The organism is Paracrocinitomix mangrovi (assembly GCF_019740355.2).
Lineage (GTDB): Bacteria > Bacteroidota > Bacteroidia > Flavobacteriales_D > Crocinitomicaceae > Paracrocinitomix > Paracrocinitomix mangrovi.
On the sequence record NZ_CP091819.1, the window covers coordinates 2,413,507 to 2,429,429 of the forward strand.

Genomic DNA, 15,923 nt, shown 5'->3' on the forward strand with positions numbered 1-15,923 from the left:
AACACATTAAAAATTATGACTACAACACACATTTTGAACAACGAAAAACAATACAAAAAATTAGGATTTACCAATCTTGAAGCAACAGAGATTATTCTAAATCTCAACGAATTACTAGCCAATTATCAGGTTCATTTTCACAAACTTCAAAACTTTCATTGGAACGTAAAAGGCCGTGACTTTTTTGAATTACATGAGCAATTTGAAACCATGTATAACAAAGCATTTAAAAACGTGGATTTAGTTGCCGAAAGAATTAGAGTTTTTGGTAAAACACCTGTTAGTTCCATGAATGAATATTTAGGATTAGCCGACTTAAAGGAAGCTAAAACCGATTTGAGCGGAGAATACATGGTGCGTGAAATCCTTCAAGATTACGAAACACTATTGTCTTGCATGATTGAAACCATTGAACAAGCCAACAAAAATGGTGATGCCGGAACAACAGATATGATCAACGGATTCATTAAAGAAATGGAAAAAGATCACTGGCAATTATCAGCCTGGTTATCGAGCAAAGAAAATGAATAAAACCGCGTTCAATGTTGGTTGATTGTTACAAAAGGTGCTGATTAGTTTCAGCATCTTTTTTTATAACCATCCCTTTCTTTTAAAGAATATTATCATCCAAATAGTTACGCCAATCATTATAGCCCATACCAACGGATATCCATAATTGATGTCATAAATCTCCGGCATATTAGTAAAATTCATTCCGTAAATACCGGCAATAAAAGTGAGCGGAATAAAAATACTGGCCATTATGGTCAATACCTTCATGATTTCATTCATTTTATTGGACATTGTTGACATATACAAATCTCTCACTGAGTTAGATAAATCAATAAACGTCTCTATGGAATCAATTACCTCAATTGAATGATCGTAAGCGTCTCTGTAGTACTTAATATACTTTTTATTAACCTGCTCACTTTCAGATCTGACGATACTTCCCAACATCTCTCTAAGAGGGAACACTGATTTTCTTACTAAAATTAACTGTTGCTTAAACAATTGCAATTGTTGGATCACGGTTTCATCAGGTTCATCCAAAATTTGCTGTTCTAAACTATCCAATTGATCACCTAAGTGCTCCATTACAAAAAAGTAATTATCAATGATGATATCAATCAAAACAAATGACAAATACTCAGCACTTTCACTTCTTACCCTACCTACACCTTTTCTCAACCTTTCTCTAATGGGTTCAAAAACATCTCCTGTTTTTTCTTGAAAGGATATTACCAGATTATTCATTAAAATCATGCTGACTTGCTCGCTATCCACATCATTGTTTTCAACAGAGAGCATTTTCATAATCATGAATGTATAACCATGATATTCTTCAATTTTTGGACGGTGCTCTTTATTCATGATGTCTTCCAGCACTAAATCATCTATATTGAAAATATCTCCAATCTTTCTCAGAACTTCAGGGTCATGAACACCAATAACATTCACCCAATTGATTAAGCCATCTTCCTCTATCGCCTTCAATTCATTAATACTTTCAAGATACACCTCCTCTTGGTGTTCCTTGTTGTATTTAAACACTTCCAAAACAACATTTCCTAAGCCTTCATCATCCACAGCCTTTTGCAAAGCTCCGGGAACCTGACCTAAATTATGTCTTTGTTGTTTGTTTATTGAATTTCTTTTTCTCGCCATCTTTAAAAACTATAGTTCTGTATGGGAATGGTATTTCAATTCCTTCTTCGTCAAATCTTTCTTTTAATTTGATATTGATGTCAGAATGCATTTTCCATACCTGCAAAGGATCCTTACACCAGACGAATGCACGTAGATTTATACTAAAATCATCAAACTCGTAAACCCTTACGACCACCTGCGGAACACCTTGTTTTTTCTCTTTTGCAGTACGATTATCCAGGCAATCTGGATGTGCCATAGCTACTTCTTGAAGGATACTAACAGCTTTTTTTAGATCACTGTCGTAACTAATTCCCACTTCAACAAATTTGACAACATTATCATCTTCAATACTGTCATTGATAATTGTTTCTTCGCTAATGACAGAATTAGGGATTATGATTCGTTTGTTTTCAAAATTTAAAATCACTGTATGTCTTAAAGTAATGTCTTCTACAATTCCGTAATCTCTGGTTCCTACTTTAATCAAATCACCTACACGAAAAGGTCTAAACATTACAATAAAAATTCCACCAACGACATTAGAAAACGCCTGTTGAGCAGCAAAACCAGCAACAGCCACTAAAATACCAGCACCCGCAAATAAAGTTACTGCCAAAGCTTTTAATTCAGGAATATAAGATGCCATTGCTCCCAATGCAATCATCCAAATGATCATTGAAAGTGCATTTTTGGTAAACTTATATCGGGTTGGATCTACCTTAATTTTAGCAGAAGCAGCTTTATACGATCTAGAAATTAACCAACGAAGCGTTCGGGTTGTGATAATGGCCCCCAAAAAAATAGAGCCTAAAATGATCCAGGTTCTTAAATCTAATTGCATTTCAAATTCTTAGTAAGTATGAAGATACCTAAAATTAATTTCTATTTTTAGCTTACCCATGATTAAAAAACTTTGGCGAAAAATATCGTTTCTCGGAATCCGTGAGGATCAGGAATTTGATCAAAGAGAAGTAGTGCTACTCAATAAATTAGTGTTTATTTCTTCATTGGCTATTGCTCTGGTTATTCCGGTTGAAGTAATTCTCAATGGATGGGAGCTGGTTCCTTATGAAGCTTTAGTTGTAATTGTAGGTGTTATAACATTGACATTAAATCATTTAAAGTGGTATAACATTGCCAGATTTTTCTTTTTTAGTATAGCCATTGGATTTGTGTTTATCATGGGTGTTTTAGTAGGATCAGGAACAGGAAATGGCATTACCTTTTTCGCAATTTTTGCTGCACCTGCAATGCTTCACAGAGACATTCGTATCATAATTTTACTGTGCGCAATTGTATTAGGAGTATACATTGCTTTGCCTTTTACACAAGAACAATTTCAACCGGTATTTGATATTTCACCTGAATTAAAAAGAAAATTTAATGTGGTTTTTAAAGTAGTGAGCATGACTATTCTCTTCTTTGAAATCTACTATTTCAAAAGCATTAATAACAGGTTTCAAGAATTGCTTTACCGTAAAAATGAACTCATTGAAGAAAAAAACAAGGAGATCATTGATTCGATAAATTATGCCAAAAGAATTCAAGATGCCTATTTACCGCCTATTTCGGTTTTTGAACATTACTTTGAAAATGCGTTCATGCTATTCATGCCAAAAGACATTGTTAGTGGGGACTTTTATTGGTTTTATGGTACAGAAAATGCATGGGAAGATTCTTCAAAAGATGTTTTTGTTGTAGGGGCAGATTGCACAGGGCACGGAGTTCCGGGAGCATTAATGAGCGTTATTTGCACAAATGCACTGAATGATGCTGTAATCAATAAAAATTTACGTAATACAGGTTCAATCTTTGACGACGTAAGAGACCACGTGGTTAAAATCTTAAAAACAGACAAAAATACCGGCCGCAAAGATGGAATGGATGCTGTGATTTGCCGAATTAATAGAGCTGAAAAGACAGTAGAATATACAGGTGCAAACAATCCTCTATGGATTCTGCGCAAAGATGCAGATGACATAGAGATACTAAAATCAGACAGACAACCTGTAGGTGCTTTTGATAATCCTCAGCCTTTTACATCACACCAGGTAAAACTGAATGAAGGTGATACTATTTACTTTTTCTCAGATGGTTTTCAGGATCAATTTGGTGGTGAAAAAGGCAAAAAATTCAAGGCAGCTAATATTAAAAAACTGATTCTGGATAATAGATCTTTAAATATGAAGGAACAACATCAACTACTGAAAAACGCCTTTCTGAATTGGAGAGGTGATTTAGAGCAAGTAGATGATGTTGTATTTACCGGTATTAAGTTTTAGGATTTCTAGGCTATACGCTCTACTAATTGCAATCAAATAATTATGAAATATTTTCTTTTATTCATACTAATATTGACGATAGGAAATAGTTATGCGCAATCCAAAGAACAATTAACATTAACTATAGACTCACTTCAAAAAGTTATAAATAGCCAAGCTGCCGACACTTCAAAACTAAAAGCTTTAAAAAAGTGGGATGACTTAATTTACAGAGATGATCCAGCCTTAGATTTTGAAATAAATAAGCAAATCTTAAGCCTTACTGACAGTATCTTATCTCATCCAATTTCAAGCATAGAAGAAACGTTTTGCTTTCGATATAAAATGAACGCTCAAAATGTTTTGGGTATGAATTACTTTGATTTGGGGAATCAAAAAGAAGCATTTAAACAATATTCAAGCAGCTTAGAAATTGCAATAAAAATTAAAGATACCTCAGGTATTTTGAATGTAAATAATAACTTAAGTAATTACTATTACGAACACGGTGATTACGATAAATCAATTCAGCTTTTAACAAGATCACTTGAAATCTACGAAAATCGTAAAGATTCAATTGGCATTGCGAAAATGCATAACAATATAGGAATCGTTAATGATAAATGTGAAAATATCCCAAAAGCGCTAGATCATCATTTCAAATCATTAGAAATTAAAAAACGCCTAGGCTATAACAGATTTACCGGCAGCTCTTATAACAATATTGGTTTAATATACTATCGTCAAAACAACTACGATTTAGCCATCAAATACCTTGATTCATGCATGTTATACTACGAAAAAGGTGCCACAGCTTTTCAAATAGCTTCTGTTCTGAATAATCTAGCAACTATTTTTCTTGCGCAAGATAATTTAGATAGTGCGAAAGCTTATTACAACAAAAGTTTGAAAATCTATACCGATAATAAAAATCAACAAGGAGAAAGTGTAGTACTTAATAATCTGGCTAAAATTTATACAAAAGAAAATCAGTTTGAACAGGCGGATCAAAACTTCAAAAAAGTATTGGATATGAAAAAATCTATACAGGATAAAGAAGGTCAGATTAACGCTTTGAACAATTATGCCATTATGTTTTTGAAGCAAAAAGAACAGGCAAATGCGAGAAAATTAGCCTTCGAATCTCTAGAGATTGCCAATGAAATCAAAATCAAAAAACTTCAAAACAAAGCTTCTCAAATTTTGATTCAAACTTTTGAACAAAAGGATTCAATTGATTTTAGACATGATCTTTTCCAAAAAATCAATCAAAATACTAAAGATTTAGTTTTTACCAATTTTCCCATACAATCAGAGAAAGAGAAAGAATTATTTATCAATCCAATTGTAAAATCTAATGAAATATTCTTTGCATTTGCATTGGAAAATTATAAAGACAAACCTGCAATTACAGAGGACGTTTTTAATCTAGTCATTTTGTACAAGAGTATTCTATTAAAAAGTTCTACAGCTATTAGGATGTCTATTTATAACAGTAAAGACAAGGGTTTGATTGAACAATATGAGCATTGGCTTAAACTAAAAAAAGAATTGGCTAAAAAATATTTAAAAGGCGGTGAATACATGGAATTAGAAAATGAAGTTACCGCTTTAGAAAAGCAAATTGTACAAAAATCAAATTTATTGAATGATGTATCAAAACTTCAAAATTTCAATTGGAAAGACATTCAAAATTCTTTAAAGAAAGATGAAGCGGTTATAGAATTTATACATTTTGATCCTGACCTACAGCAATCCGGTGAAAACGTGGTTTATTGTGCATTAATAGTGGATAAGAAATGTGAATATCCCAAAATAATCCAACTGTGCCTTGAAAAAGATTTGTTAGATATAATAGGGCAATTTCCCGGGAATAATAAAAATTATGTGGAATCAATTTATGGGAAGAAAAATAAATTAAATAATAAAATGTACAATCTTATTTGGCAACCAATTGAGAATGAAATTGATGATTTACAAAAAGTATACATTTGTCCTTCCGGCTTACTACATAAAATCTCCTTTGATGCTTTGAGTTTAGATAATAAAACTTATTTATCTGATAAAATAGAAATCAGGTATAATAACAGTTCAACATCCATACTAAATTCAAACAATCAAGAAGATTTTAGCTTTAAAAAAGCTGCCATTTTTGGGGGGATAACTTATTCCAATAAATCTTCACAAAGAGAAGTATGGCCATACCTTGAAGGGTCTGCCAAAGAAGCTGAATCAATCTCTAAAATCTTGAAATCCCATAAAAAGGAGGTGGATTTATTCATGGACCAAATAGCAACTGAAGAAAAGTTCAGAGAAGTTTCAAATGATGCAGAAATTATTCATATTGCTACACATGGATTCTTTTTTGATAATCCAGAAAAAATAAAAAACGAGCTGGAAATAAATGAAACAGCTAATATTACTTTTAGAGGAACTGATTATGCTTATGCGTATTCAAAATTCATCAATACAGAAAATCCCCTTCTGCGTTCAGGTATAGTATTTGCCAATGCAAACGAAATTTGGACAGAAGAAAAACCATTAGAAAAAGATGGATTATTAACTGCTGAAGAAGTATCGCTTTTAAACCTAAACCAAACCGAACTGGTAGTGCTTTCAGCATGCGAAACAGGATTAGGTGACATAGTTGGAGCAGAAGGTGTATACGGCTTACAACGCTCATTCAAAATGGCGGGAACAAAAAATTTAATCATGACCTTGTGGCAAGTACCGGATAAAGAATCAGCAGAATTTATGATGCTTTTTTACAAATACTTAGCTCAGACCAACAGCATTGAAGATTCCTTTAGAAAAGCACAATCTAAAATGAAAAAGAATTATGACCCCTATTATTGGGCTGCTTTTGTCTTATTGAATTAAGAGCAAAATTTCAAAATTCTTGGCACAAACACATGATCTTCAATCAAGCCATGCACCAATAAATCTCTTTGAAAAATACTCAACTGATTGAATAGTATCTCTACTATCAATTGATCTTTCAACTCAGCATTTATAGACAACAAATCCTCTTTAAGTTCAACTAATTTTATAATTATATTGTCGTCATGATTATTTATAAAGTGTTGAACTATCATGGTCTGCTGTTCGTCATTGGCTTGATTGTTTAAAAGTCTTTTTACAAAACTAAATAACACCAACTCTTCGTCTTCAATGTGCTCTTTTAACTCAATTTTATATGCACTGATAAATAGAGATAATAATTTTACCGACCAATAATCATTTCCTAAATGCTGATACAATTGATGTAAAGTATTTTCAATTTTTGGAAGACTTACTTCTAAATAATATTGGTGACTGTAGTTTAGATAATCAAAAATTTCTCGCAACTCAAAACCATTAAATTGCTCTGCATCAAATAGTTTTGGATCACGCATTAAAGAGGTAATTAATGATTTTAATTCTACAGATATTGAAGCATCTGCATACCTTCTTTCAATTTCTTGAGATAGTTGATATGATGAGGCAATTTGAAAATATTGATCCATAACAAAGTATTTGAAGACACAATATTATGGCTAAAAACTACTTGAAACAATACCTTAAAAACGGTAATTAGCCGAGGAATTAATAACTATATAAATAGTTTATTTAGTCCAAATCCATTTCATTCCGGCTACTTTCATCTCTAATACCATTTCGTTTGACAGCAAGGATGTCATCTCAAAAATCTCAGTACTATTACTACCGTCATTAAAATATTTTTTAATAATCCAAGATACCGGAGGATCCGATCCCTCAGCGTGTTCTCCCAATTCATACTCCCACTGAGCATAAGAGATATTATTTTTATCACTATAACCTTTCAAATAAATCACCGATCCATCATCCATTAAAACCATTTTTGTAAGCATTGAGTATTCTTCACCGGCCAAATATTCATCAGTTTTATCTTTCCCGTTATCATAAACGGCCTTTATCTTCCATGTACCAACAAAATGGCTATACTCATCAGGATAAGAAGTATTGTTAATCATTCCATCAACCTCACTATCTGCCTCTTCACCTTCTACTTCTTCAGCAGCTTCTTCACCTTCATATTCTTCTGCAGTTTCTCCTTCCTCAGTTTCTAATTCGGTTTCAACCTGACCTTCTGAAAAATCTCCACCAGCTTCTTCCTCAGCCTCTCCTTCATTTGGATATCTCCAAGCATGATATTTATCAACCATTTCCTGCATATCTACACCTTGAAAACCAATACCTCTTCCAATAAACCAAGACATATTTGTTCTGATACACTGCTCTAGAATTAAATCAAATTTCTTTCCCTGATACTCACAATGGATAACAATATCAGCTACCTTGACCGTTTTATATTCTTTTTCTCTCTTTAATTCATAGCCTTTGAAAGCTCTATAGACTTTATGATCATTCAACCATTTCATTTGTGCACTCACATTTGCCGTATCTCTTTGAATCCGTTTAATAATTTTTTCTTTGCTATCATCAGAAATAGCAGCCACGAAATCAATCCCTTCCTCATCAATTGTGATTCGAGGCAACTGACTTGGAGCAAAACACAACAATGCCTTTTTAGCAAATTTCTTTGGGTCATAAGTTTTATTAGGTTTTTGACTAAAACCACTAACTGCCAATGACACAGTTAAAAAAGCAAACAACAGATACTTTAGATTGATATTCAACGACATACTCTACATTTTTGTGGATGCTATATTATCAATTATTTGAAAACAAATCAAATATGATCCCGCTTAGTCCAATTATTCACACTAACTTTGAACTTTACTTTTATTATGAAAATTGCACAACATAGCGTAGTTACGCTGAACTACACACTTAAAAACAGCAAAGGAGAATTATTGGATACGTCAGAAGGAAGAGAGCCATTAGTTTATTTACATGGTGTGGGAGGATTAATCCCGGGACTTGAAAAAGAACTAGATGACAAAGTAACAGGAGATAAGTTTACAGCTGTTATCCCACCAGAAGAAGCTTACGGAACAAGAAGAGAAGAATTATTGAAATTGGTTTCTAAAGATGGATTCCAGGGTGATGAAGAAATTCAAGTTGGAATGCAAGTTCAATTGCAAACTGAGCATGGACCTGCTATTGCAGTGATTACTAAAATTGATGGTAATGATGTGACTTTGGATTTGAATCATCCTTTGGCAGACATGACTTTACATTTTGACGTTGCAGTTGAAGATGTTAGAGAAGCAACTGAAGAAGAGATTGCTCACGGTCACGTGCACGGACCTGGAGGACATCAGCACTAGTCTAAAGGCAAACGATAAATAAAACGGGCTTCAAACGAAAGGCTGTTTTTAAATAATACAGGTACCGCTTTAGGATCATCATTATTGCGGTCATCATGAACATTGAATGGACCTACTTTTAGGTCCATTTTTTCTTCTAGCTGAAAGAATCTGTATTTTCTTAGAATAGAGTGACCTGCTCTCAAATTGATCCAACAATTTTTACCCAAATGAAATTCAGTAAACAAATAAGCATTATTGTCTGCTTTGTCAATATATCTATTTGAATTGGGATCTCCGGGAATTAATTGATATCTGTAAGAAGCATTAAATCCATCAAAACGCAAACCGGTTCTGAACCAATTCTTTGGCATATATGCCAATTCTAAATTAAGAGGTGCTAACATTTTCCAACGCCACTTTTCTGATATGGCCCAATTAAATCCCACAATAGGAACTATCATAGGTCCAAATAACTCTCCATTGTAATAAGCTCCAAACATGAAAATAAAATCTTCACTTCGCTCTTTGCTAAACAAGGTTAAACCACCCAATTGAAAATGACTGAAGTTTACTTGACTATAATCTGTATTCAATCTTGGCATCAACATGAACAAAGTTTTAAAAGATGTATTCCACTTATGTTCATAGCCTAATTGCAACATATGCGAAGCAAAACGATAAGCAGGAAAAATACCGGGATTGTTAGAAGTAATGGTGTTGTATTGATACTCTATTCCAAATAGCAAAAGGTTTTTGTCATCCAATACAATTGGCGCCTTGACATCCATGATATAAGTATTGAAATGGCGTTTTTCAGAAGAACCTTCAATTTTTGCCGAAGGGGAAGTCCTCCAATACACATTCGCCAAATCAAACCACTTTTGACCAAAAGAAGGTTGTACCGCAAAGAAAATCAGGATAATAAGGAACCTAATCATGAATAGGCAAGATAGACAATTTTGTTAAATATTTCTTAATATCCTGTTTTTGGCATTTGTTGGCACGGAAACTGCAATTTCCCTATCTGAATTAGACTAATTGATTCGTGGATTTTGGGTTTAACCGGGAGATCTCCAAACGTGGAGGGTCCCGGTTTCTTTTTTTGGTCTAATTCAGTTTTGTACAGGACGACTAATTGATTGCGTGGTCCCGATAGCTATCGGGATTGGGTTTAACCGGGAGATCTCCAAACGTGGAGGGTCCCGGTTTCTTTTTTTGGTCTAATTCAGTTTTGTACAGGACGACTAATTGATTGCGTGGTCCCGATAGCTATCGGGATTGGGTTTAACCGGGAGATCTCCAAACGTGGAGGGTCCCGGTTTCTTTTTTCATAGAAAATAAAATAATTGATACCCAATCACTTACGAATATACAACTCCTAATCCCTTACAAATACTCACAATTTCGTATTTTTGCAAGAAAAACTGATGCTACTTCGATTCACATTTATTTCCTTTTTACTTCTTATTATATCCAATGGCTTTTCACAAGAAAAATATGTGAAACGCCACGAAAATGGTAATATAGCTTTTGAAGGTAGTTTTGACGCCAATGGAAAACATGAGGGACTATGGAAAGCATATTACGAAAATGGAAAACCAAAATCTACTTTCACCTATAAAAATGGTCTTTTGCAAGGGCCAGCATCTATTTACTACCCAGAAAGTGGTAAAATCTCTGCCAAAGTAAATTATATAAATGACAAAAAAGAAGGAGAAGAAATATGGTATAATGAAGATGGCACAATAGACTATATTCAGCATTTTAAAAATGATATTCTAGAAGGAGATTATAAATCCTATTTTTCAAATGGTGAAGTGAATGTAGAAGGTCAATATCTTAATGGAAAAAAAACAGGGAAATGGATAAGCTATTCAAAAAAGGAGAATAGAGATGGAGATATATTCAAAATTGAAAATTTCTTAGCCGGTGAAAAACATGGTGTTCAAAAAACATATTTACCAGCCAAAGAGAAGGAAGGTAATTATTTGTGGCATGTTTCAACTTACGAAAATGGAAAAGAAATTGGTGAATCAACATTCTATCATGAAAATGGACAAATCCATGAAATAATCTTTTATAAAAACTATGAAAAAGATCATTTTCAATCATTTAACAAAGAAGGGAAAATAATAGAAGAAGGTAAATATCTCAATGATATGAAAACAGGGATTTGGAAAAACTATGTCTACCCTGAAAATGGAAACAAATACATAGGAAGATCAAGACTTTACAAAAATGATGTTTTCGTTATTGACTCAATATTCTATGAAAATGGTCAACTTCAACAGTTAATGTTAAATGATGGAAATGGTAATTTACAATCAAAGGAATATTATCAATCCGGATCACTTTTAAGAGAAGGAGAATATAAAAACTTCAAAAAGGAAGGTATTTGGAAAGAGTATTTTGACAATTCAACGCAACTAAAAATAAGTATTCCCTATTCCAATAACATGTTAAACGGGATTTATATTAGCTATCACCTCAACGGTAAAGTATTTTACAAAATAGAATTTGAACAAAACAAAATGATGGAGATTCTACTATTGCTGGATAAAGAAGGTAAACCCTTAGATAAGGGAACTTTGGTAAATGGTAACGGAACTTACAATGATTATAATTACCAGGGAGAGCTAATAAACACCTTTACTATTGAAAATGGAACTATGAAAAAGAAGTAACTATTTGACTTCTTGTAATTAATGATCATTATCATTTTATACAATTCTTAATTTCATTATCTTGCCCAAATCGTGACAATTCATTCTTGGGGAAGTGACTGAATTGAATATATTTTATAAGGTACTAAGGGCTTGTATCAAACCTTTCTTGACTAGATATGTCTGGTCAATAGCACTTCTTTTTGTTTCATTTAATATAAAAGCACAACAATTAAGTTGGGTTTCGTCAGTTGGTGGAGGCAGTTTAACTGATGCCTTAGATTTTTGCGTAGACGACTCCGGAAATACAGTAATTATTGGAACCTTCAACGGAACAGCAGATTTTGATCCCGGTCCAAACTCCATGTTGGTAAATGCCAACGGACAAGATGACTTATTTGTTTTAAAACTAAATGATTTGGGTGAGTTGATTTGGGTTAAAAGTATTGGTAGTTCTCATCTGGTACAAGCTTCTAACATAGCTCTTGATCAAAACAATGATATTATAATTTCAGGTTCATTTTCAGGCACTGTTGATTTTAATCCAGACGCAGGAGATTCTACAATTACTTCAAACGGTAATTACGATATTTTTATTCTTAAGCTTAATTCCATAGGTGAATTCCAATGGGTCAAACAAACAGGAGGTACAGATTCAGAAGTTTCTTTAAGCATGGTGACTGATTTAGAAGGAAACATCATCATTGTAGGTTTTTTTCAAGGACAAATAGACTCCAGCACTGATCAAAGTGGAATTTATTTAAATGCTTCCGGAAACTATGACACTTTCATCTGCAAATATGATGTGGATGGCAATCTTATATGGGCGCAAAGAATTGGGGGTGATGGATTAGACACTGCTTATGATGTAGACATTGATAGTAGCAATGCTTTGGTAATATGCGGATCATTTGCAGGTATAGTGGATTTTGACAACAGCGCTCAAACAACTCAATTAACCTCAAACGGAGATCAAGATGCTTATGTATTAAAATTAGATGCAGATGGGAATTAATTATGGGTAGAACAATTTGGTGGGATTGATTTGGACTATGCTAAATCCATTTCGATAAACCATCTCAATCAAATAGTAATAACAGGAAGTTACATGTCTGATGCACAATACAGTGGTGACTCTTTCAACCAAACATTGAGTTCTGCGGGCCTATTTGATTGCTTTTTAATTAAAACAGATGAAAACGGGCAGATGTTATGGGCCAACTCATATGGCTCGAATCAAACCGACTCTGGATATGCTATAGATGTTGACGACAATGGAAATATCACTTTAACAGGAATCTTTAAAAATACAGTTGATTTTGACCTTGGAACAGGAGTACACGAATTAAGCTCAAATGGAGCCTTTGATGTCTTTGTTATCACCCTTAATTCAGATGGTTTATTGAGTTGGTCACATCACATAGGCGGCGCAAATTCTGAAATTGTCAATAACCTAAAAATCTATGGCCAGGATATGTACATGGTTGGAAGTTTTTCTGGGCAATCAAACTTCAACATTTTAGGTGCCGGGCATATTAAAAATTCAAATGGAACAAGAGATGGTTATATTTTAAAGTTGGATTTTTCTTCTGTCGGATTTCATCCAAACACATCAAGCGAATTTACTTTGTACCCAAATCCTGTCAATAGCTATTTAAACATTACAAAAAGCCCTGATACAATTCAGCATATTGTGGTTCTAAATTCAATTGGTCAAAAGGTTTTGGAATCAAGTTCGTTTCCAATTGATATCTCTCATTTAGCGGAAGGCACCTATAATGTTCGGATATTGAGTAATCATCAAACATTTTCTTATTCAATCATCAAGTTTTAAAAAACGAAAAAGGCCCAACACTCGCTTGCGTAAAGGCCTTTTCCTACTTCAGTCAACATGTTTCAGTTAGAAGTGAAACATACTCTTTGGAATTGCGTGATAACCCAGTGATTTAATCAGATTTTGAATTTCTCTGACTTCTACAATGGCTGTGGTTCTTACTGTTATTTCTCTTGGAAATATTTCAGTATTCACCACTATGTCTTTAATCCCTTTTAATCGTATTAAAGACAACATAATGCGTTGCAATTCCATGCCTGATTTGGCATTAGTTCCAAACGTTTTTCCGTGATTTCCTGGAATCACATTTTCTGATAAGAAGCTCATAGTTTTTATAGATTTTAGTGAATAGATGTTTTTATTAGTTAGACATATGAACATGTGTTCCGTGACTATTAAGAATGTCTTCTGCTAAAGAAATATCTTCTTTACTTCCATTAACAATCACTAAAAACTGCCCATCATGTAGGTGAGATTCATATTTCACCACTTCATCCTCTTTCAAGCCTATCGTCATTAACAAGGTTCCTAACCCTCCTCCGATAATTCCAAAATCCAATCCTGCCAAAGCACCAATTACGGCACCTGAACCATATAAAAATCCAAATCCCGGAATGGTAAATACTCCAATACCTGAAAGTAAACCTACTATAGTTCCAGCTCCGGCACCTACCAAAGCTGGGACATTGGCATTTTTGTCATTTGATTTTACATGAATATCATCTTTTACTACTTCAGATTTTCCGAGTAAAGAGACTTCATTCATTGGAAAGTGATGGTGAGATAATTTTTTGATTGCCTCTACGGCTTTTTCATCTGTTTCATATGTTGCGACTATTGCTTTCATAATTGATAAATTTTTTGTGATTAATAATGATTAAAGGGAGCTCATTAACCAAAAGGTCAATATCCCTGACAAGTATCCTACTAAAGCCAGTAAACTGATCTTTTTTAGATACCACATAAATTCTATTTTTAGGATGCCCATAATGGCTACCCCGGCAGCTGAACCTATAATTAGCACCGAACCTCCGGTACCAGCACAATAGGCCAATAATTCCCAAAAAGTATGGTCTTGTGGATACACGGATAAATCATACATACCTATTGAACCTGCTACTAACGGAACGTTGTCAATGATTGAAGAAAATAATCCTACCAGGATATTTATTATCCAGATATTACCAAAATTCTCATCCAACATTGTGGCTAATTGTGTTAAATGTCCGGCAGTTTGCAGTGCAGCCACCGCGAGCAAAATCCCAAGAAAAAATAGAATGCTGACAGTATCCACTTTTTCCAAAACCTTGCTAATGGATAGTTGTTTACGCGTACTATCTGCTTTGCTTTTATGTAAAAACTCAGTAATTGTCCACAAAATCCCCAGGCCAAACATGATGCCTAAAAAAGGAGGTAAATGGGTAAAAGTTTTAAAAACCGGTACAAAGAGCAGTGCCGCCAAGCCTGCTCCCAGTACCAGTTTTTGTTCCCGAACATGAACTTTTAGAGAACCCGCTTCCTCTTCATTAATTTCAGGAACGGCCACATTCCCCCTCATTTTATAAACCATTATAGTTAATGGAACAGCCAGGCATACTATACTTGGCACAAGTAATTTCAAAATGATATTTACAACTGTAACCTGTCCACCAACCCACAGCATAATGGTTGTGACATCACCAATTGGCGACCAGGCACCACCTGCATTTGCAGCAATTATTATCATCCCGGCAAATAGCCATAAGTCTTTTTTATCATCTATTAATTTTCTCAATAATGCAGCCATTATAATAGATGTGGTTAGGTTGTCCAAAGCCGCACTCATCAAAAAAGTGGTCACTGAAAGAATAATTAAAAGGGTGCTTTTCTTGGTTGTTTTAATGCGTTGTGTTATTAATGAAAACCCATCATGAGTATCAATTAATTCAACTATTGTCATGGCACCTAAAAGGAAAAATAGAATTCCGGCTATATCTCCAAGATGGTGCATCAAATTAGTTTCAATCACCTCAACTGACCCTTCAACTGATGATTGACCAAATACATAAAGCACCCAACATACGGCAGCTGTAATTAAAGCGGATGCTGCCTTATTTACCTTAATTTTGTGCTCAAAAATGATGGCCAAAAATCCAAGTGTAAATGTCAAAGCCATTGCTGTGTACATATCTTATTTCTTTTAAAATTTTAAATTGTTTTGATCGACTTTAGCGGCGATCAGATAAAAAATAATGGAAAAGCAAACAGAGAATTATCCTCTGAAAAGCTTGAAAAG

Annotated in this window: 15 protein-coding genes; 7 read left to right on the plus strand and 8 right to left on the minus strand. The window is 33.9% G+C overall.

The features are described 5' to 3' along the window. The first annotated feature begins 15 nt into the window (after window positions 1-15). On the plus strand, window positions 16-531 hold the full coding sequence (locus K6119_RS11055; protein ID WP_221838929.1) for a Dps family protein: 516 nt from the start codon (window positions 16-18) through the stop codon (window positions 529-531). Between the two features lie 60 nt (window positions 532-591). On the opposite strand, the gene corA is transcribed toward K6119_RS11055, so the two are convergent. Together corA and K6119_RS11065 are read right to left on the minus strand one after the other, a co-directional pair. Then, a complete protein-coding gene (gene corA, locus K6119_RS11060; protein ID WP_221838928.1) occupies window positions 592-1,668 on the minus strand; it encodes a magnesium/cobalt transporter CorA in 1,077 nt (358 codons plus the stop codon). Continuing rightward, the gene (locus K6119_RS11065; RefSeq protein ID WP_221838927.1) at window positions 1,625-2,494 is read right to left on the minus strand and encodes a mechanosensitive ion channel family protein; all 870 of its coding nucleotides are present in this window, start codon (window positions 2,492-2,494) and stop codon (window positions 1,625-1,627) included. The genes corA and K6119_RS11065 overlap by 44 nt, the downstream gene beginning before the upstream one ends. 58 nt (window positions 2,495-2,552) lie before the next feature. Between K6119_RS11065 and K6119_RS11070 the strand changes: the two genes are divergently transcribed. Both K6119_RS11070 and K6119_RS11075 read left to right on the plus strand, forming a co-directional pair. Continuing rightward, on the plus strand, window positions 2,553-3,935 hold the full coding sequence (locus tag K6119_RS11070) for a PP2C family protein-serine/threonine phosphatase (RefSeq protein ID WP_221838926.1): 1,383 nt from the start codon (window positions 2,553-2,555) through the stop codon (window positions 3,933-3,935). A 42-nt stretch (window positions 3,936-3,977) separates the two neighbouring features. Then, the gene (locus K6119_RS11075) at window positions 3,978-6,794 is read left to right on the plus strand and encodes a CHAT domain-containing protein (protein WP_221838925.1); all 2,817 of its coding nucleotides are present in this window, start codon (window positions 3,978-3,980) and stop codon (window positions 6,792-6,794) included. Here K6119_RS11075 and K6119_RS11080 read toward each other — a convergent pair. Next, window positions 6,791-7,420: a hypothetical protein gene (locus tag K6119_RS11080; protein WP_221838923.1), complete on the minus strand. Its 630-nt coding sequence runs from the start codon at window positions 7,418-7,420 to the stop codon at window positions 6,791-6,793. The genes K6119_RS11075 and K6119_RS11080 overlap by 4 nt on opposite strands. 99 nt (window positions 7,421-7,519) lie before the next feature. Continuing rightward, window positions 7,520-8,581, minus strand: coding sequence for a hypothetical protein (locus K6119_RS11085; protein WP_221838922.1), 1,062 nt, complete (start codon window positions 8,579-8,581; stop codon window positions 7,520-7,522). A 105-nt stretch (window positions 8,582-8,686) separates the two neighbouring features. On the opposite strand from K6119_RS11085, the gene K6119_RS11090 reads away from it, so the two are divergent. After that, complete coding sequence (locus K6119_RS11090; RefSeq protein ID WP_221838920.1) at window positions 8,687-9,169, plus strand: FKBP-type peptidyl-prolyl cis-trans isomerase; 483 nt, start codon at window positions 8,687-8,689, stop codon at window positions 9,167-9,169. On the opposite strand, the gene K6119_RS11095 is transcribed toward K6119_RS11090, so the two are convergent. After that, entirely contained in the window at window positions 9,166-10,089 is a 924-nt protein-coding gene (locus K6119_RS11095; protein ID WP_221838919.1) for a DUF6268 family outer membrane beta-barrel protein, read from the minus strand. The two genes, K6119_RS11090 and K6119_RS11095, sit on opposite strands and share 4 nt — an antisense overlap. Window positions 10,090-10,650: 561 nt before the next feature. Between K6119_RS11095 and K6119_RS11100 the strand changes: the two genes are divergently transcribed. The 3 genes from K6119_RS11100 to K6119_RS11110 all read left to right on the plus strand — a co-directional run bounded on the left by K6119_RS11100 (window position 10,651) and on the right by K6119_RS11110 (window position 13,648). Further along, window positions 10,651-11,835 carry a toxin-antitoxin system YwqK family antitoxin gene (locus K6119_RS11100; protein ID WP_221838918.1) on the plus strand — a complete coding sequence of 395 codons (1,185 nt, stop codon included), beginning with the start codon at window positions 10,651-10,653 and terminating at the stop codon, window positions 11,833-11,835. Window positions 11,836-11,983: 148 nt separating this feature from the next. Then, the gene (locus tag K6119_RS11105) at window positions 11,984-12,829 is read left to right on the plus strand and encodes a hypothetical protein (RefSeq protein WP_221838917.1); all 846 of its coding nucleotides are present in this window, start codon (window positions 11,984-11,986) and stop codon (window positions 12,827-12,829) included. Between the two features lie 93 nt (window positions 12,830-12,922). Next, entirely contained in the window at window positions 12,923-13,648 is a 726-nt protein-coding gene (locus K6119_RS11110; protein ID WP_221838916.1) for a T9SS type A sorting domain-containing protein, read from the plus strand. 66 nt (window positions 13,649-13,714) lie between these two features. Here the strand turns inward: K6119_RS11110 and K6119_RS11115 are convergent, their stop codons facing one another. Genes K6119_RS11115 through nhaD form a run of 3 tightly spaced genes read right to left on the minus strand, consistent with a single transcriptional unit; the run spans window position 13,715 to window position 15,815 of the window. Then, window positions 13,715-13,975: a heavy-metal-associated domain-containing protein gene (locus tag K6119_RS11115; protein WP_221838915.1), complete on the minus strand. Its 261-nt coding sequence runs from the start codon at window positions 13,973-13,975 to the stop codon at window positions 13,715-13,717. 34 nt (window positions 13,976-14,009) lie between these two features. Beyond that, complete coding sequence (locus K6119_RS11120) at window positions 14,010-14,495, minus strand: hypothetical protein (protein WP_221838914.1); 486 nt, start codon at window positions 14,493-14,495, stop codon at window positions 14,010-14,012. Between the two features lie 30 nt (window positions 14,496-14,525). Next, the gene (gene nhaD, locus K6119_RS11125) at window positions 14,526-15,815 is read right to left on the minus strand and encodes a sodium:proton antiporter NhaD (RefSeq protein ID WP_221838913.1); all 1,290 of its coding nucleotides are present in this window, start codon (window positions 15,813-15,815) and stop codon (window positions 14,526-14,528) included. Window positions 15,816-15,923: the final 108 nt, after the last annotated feature.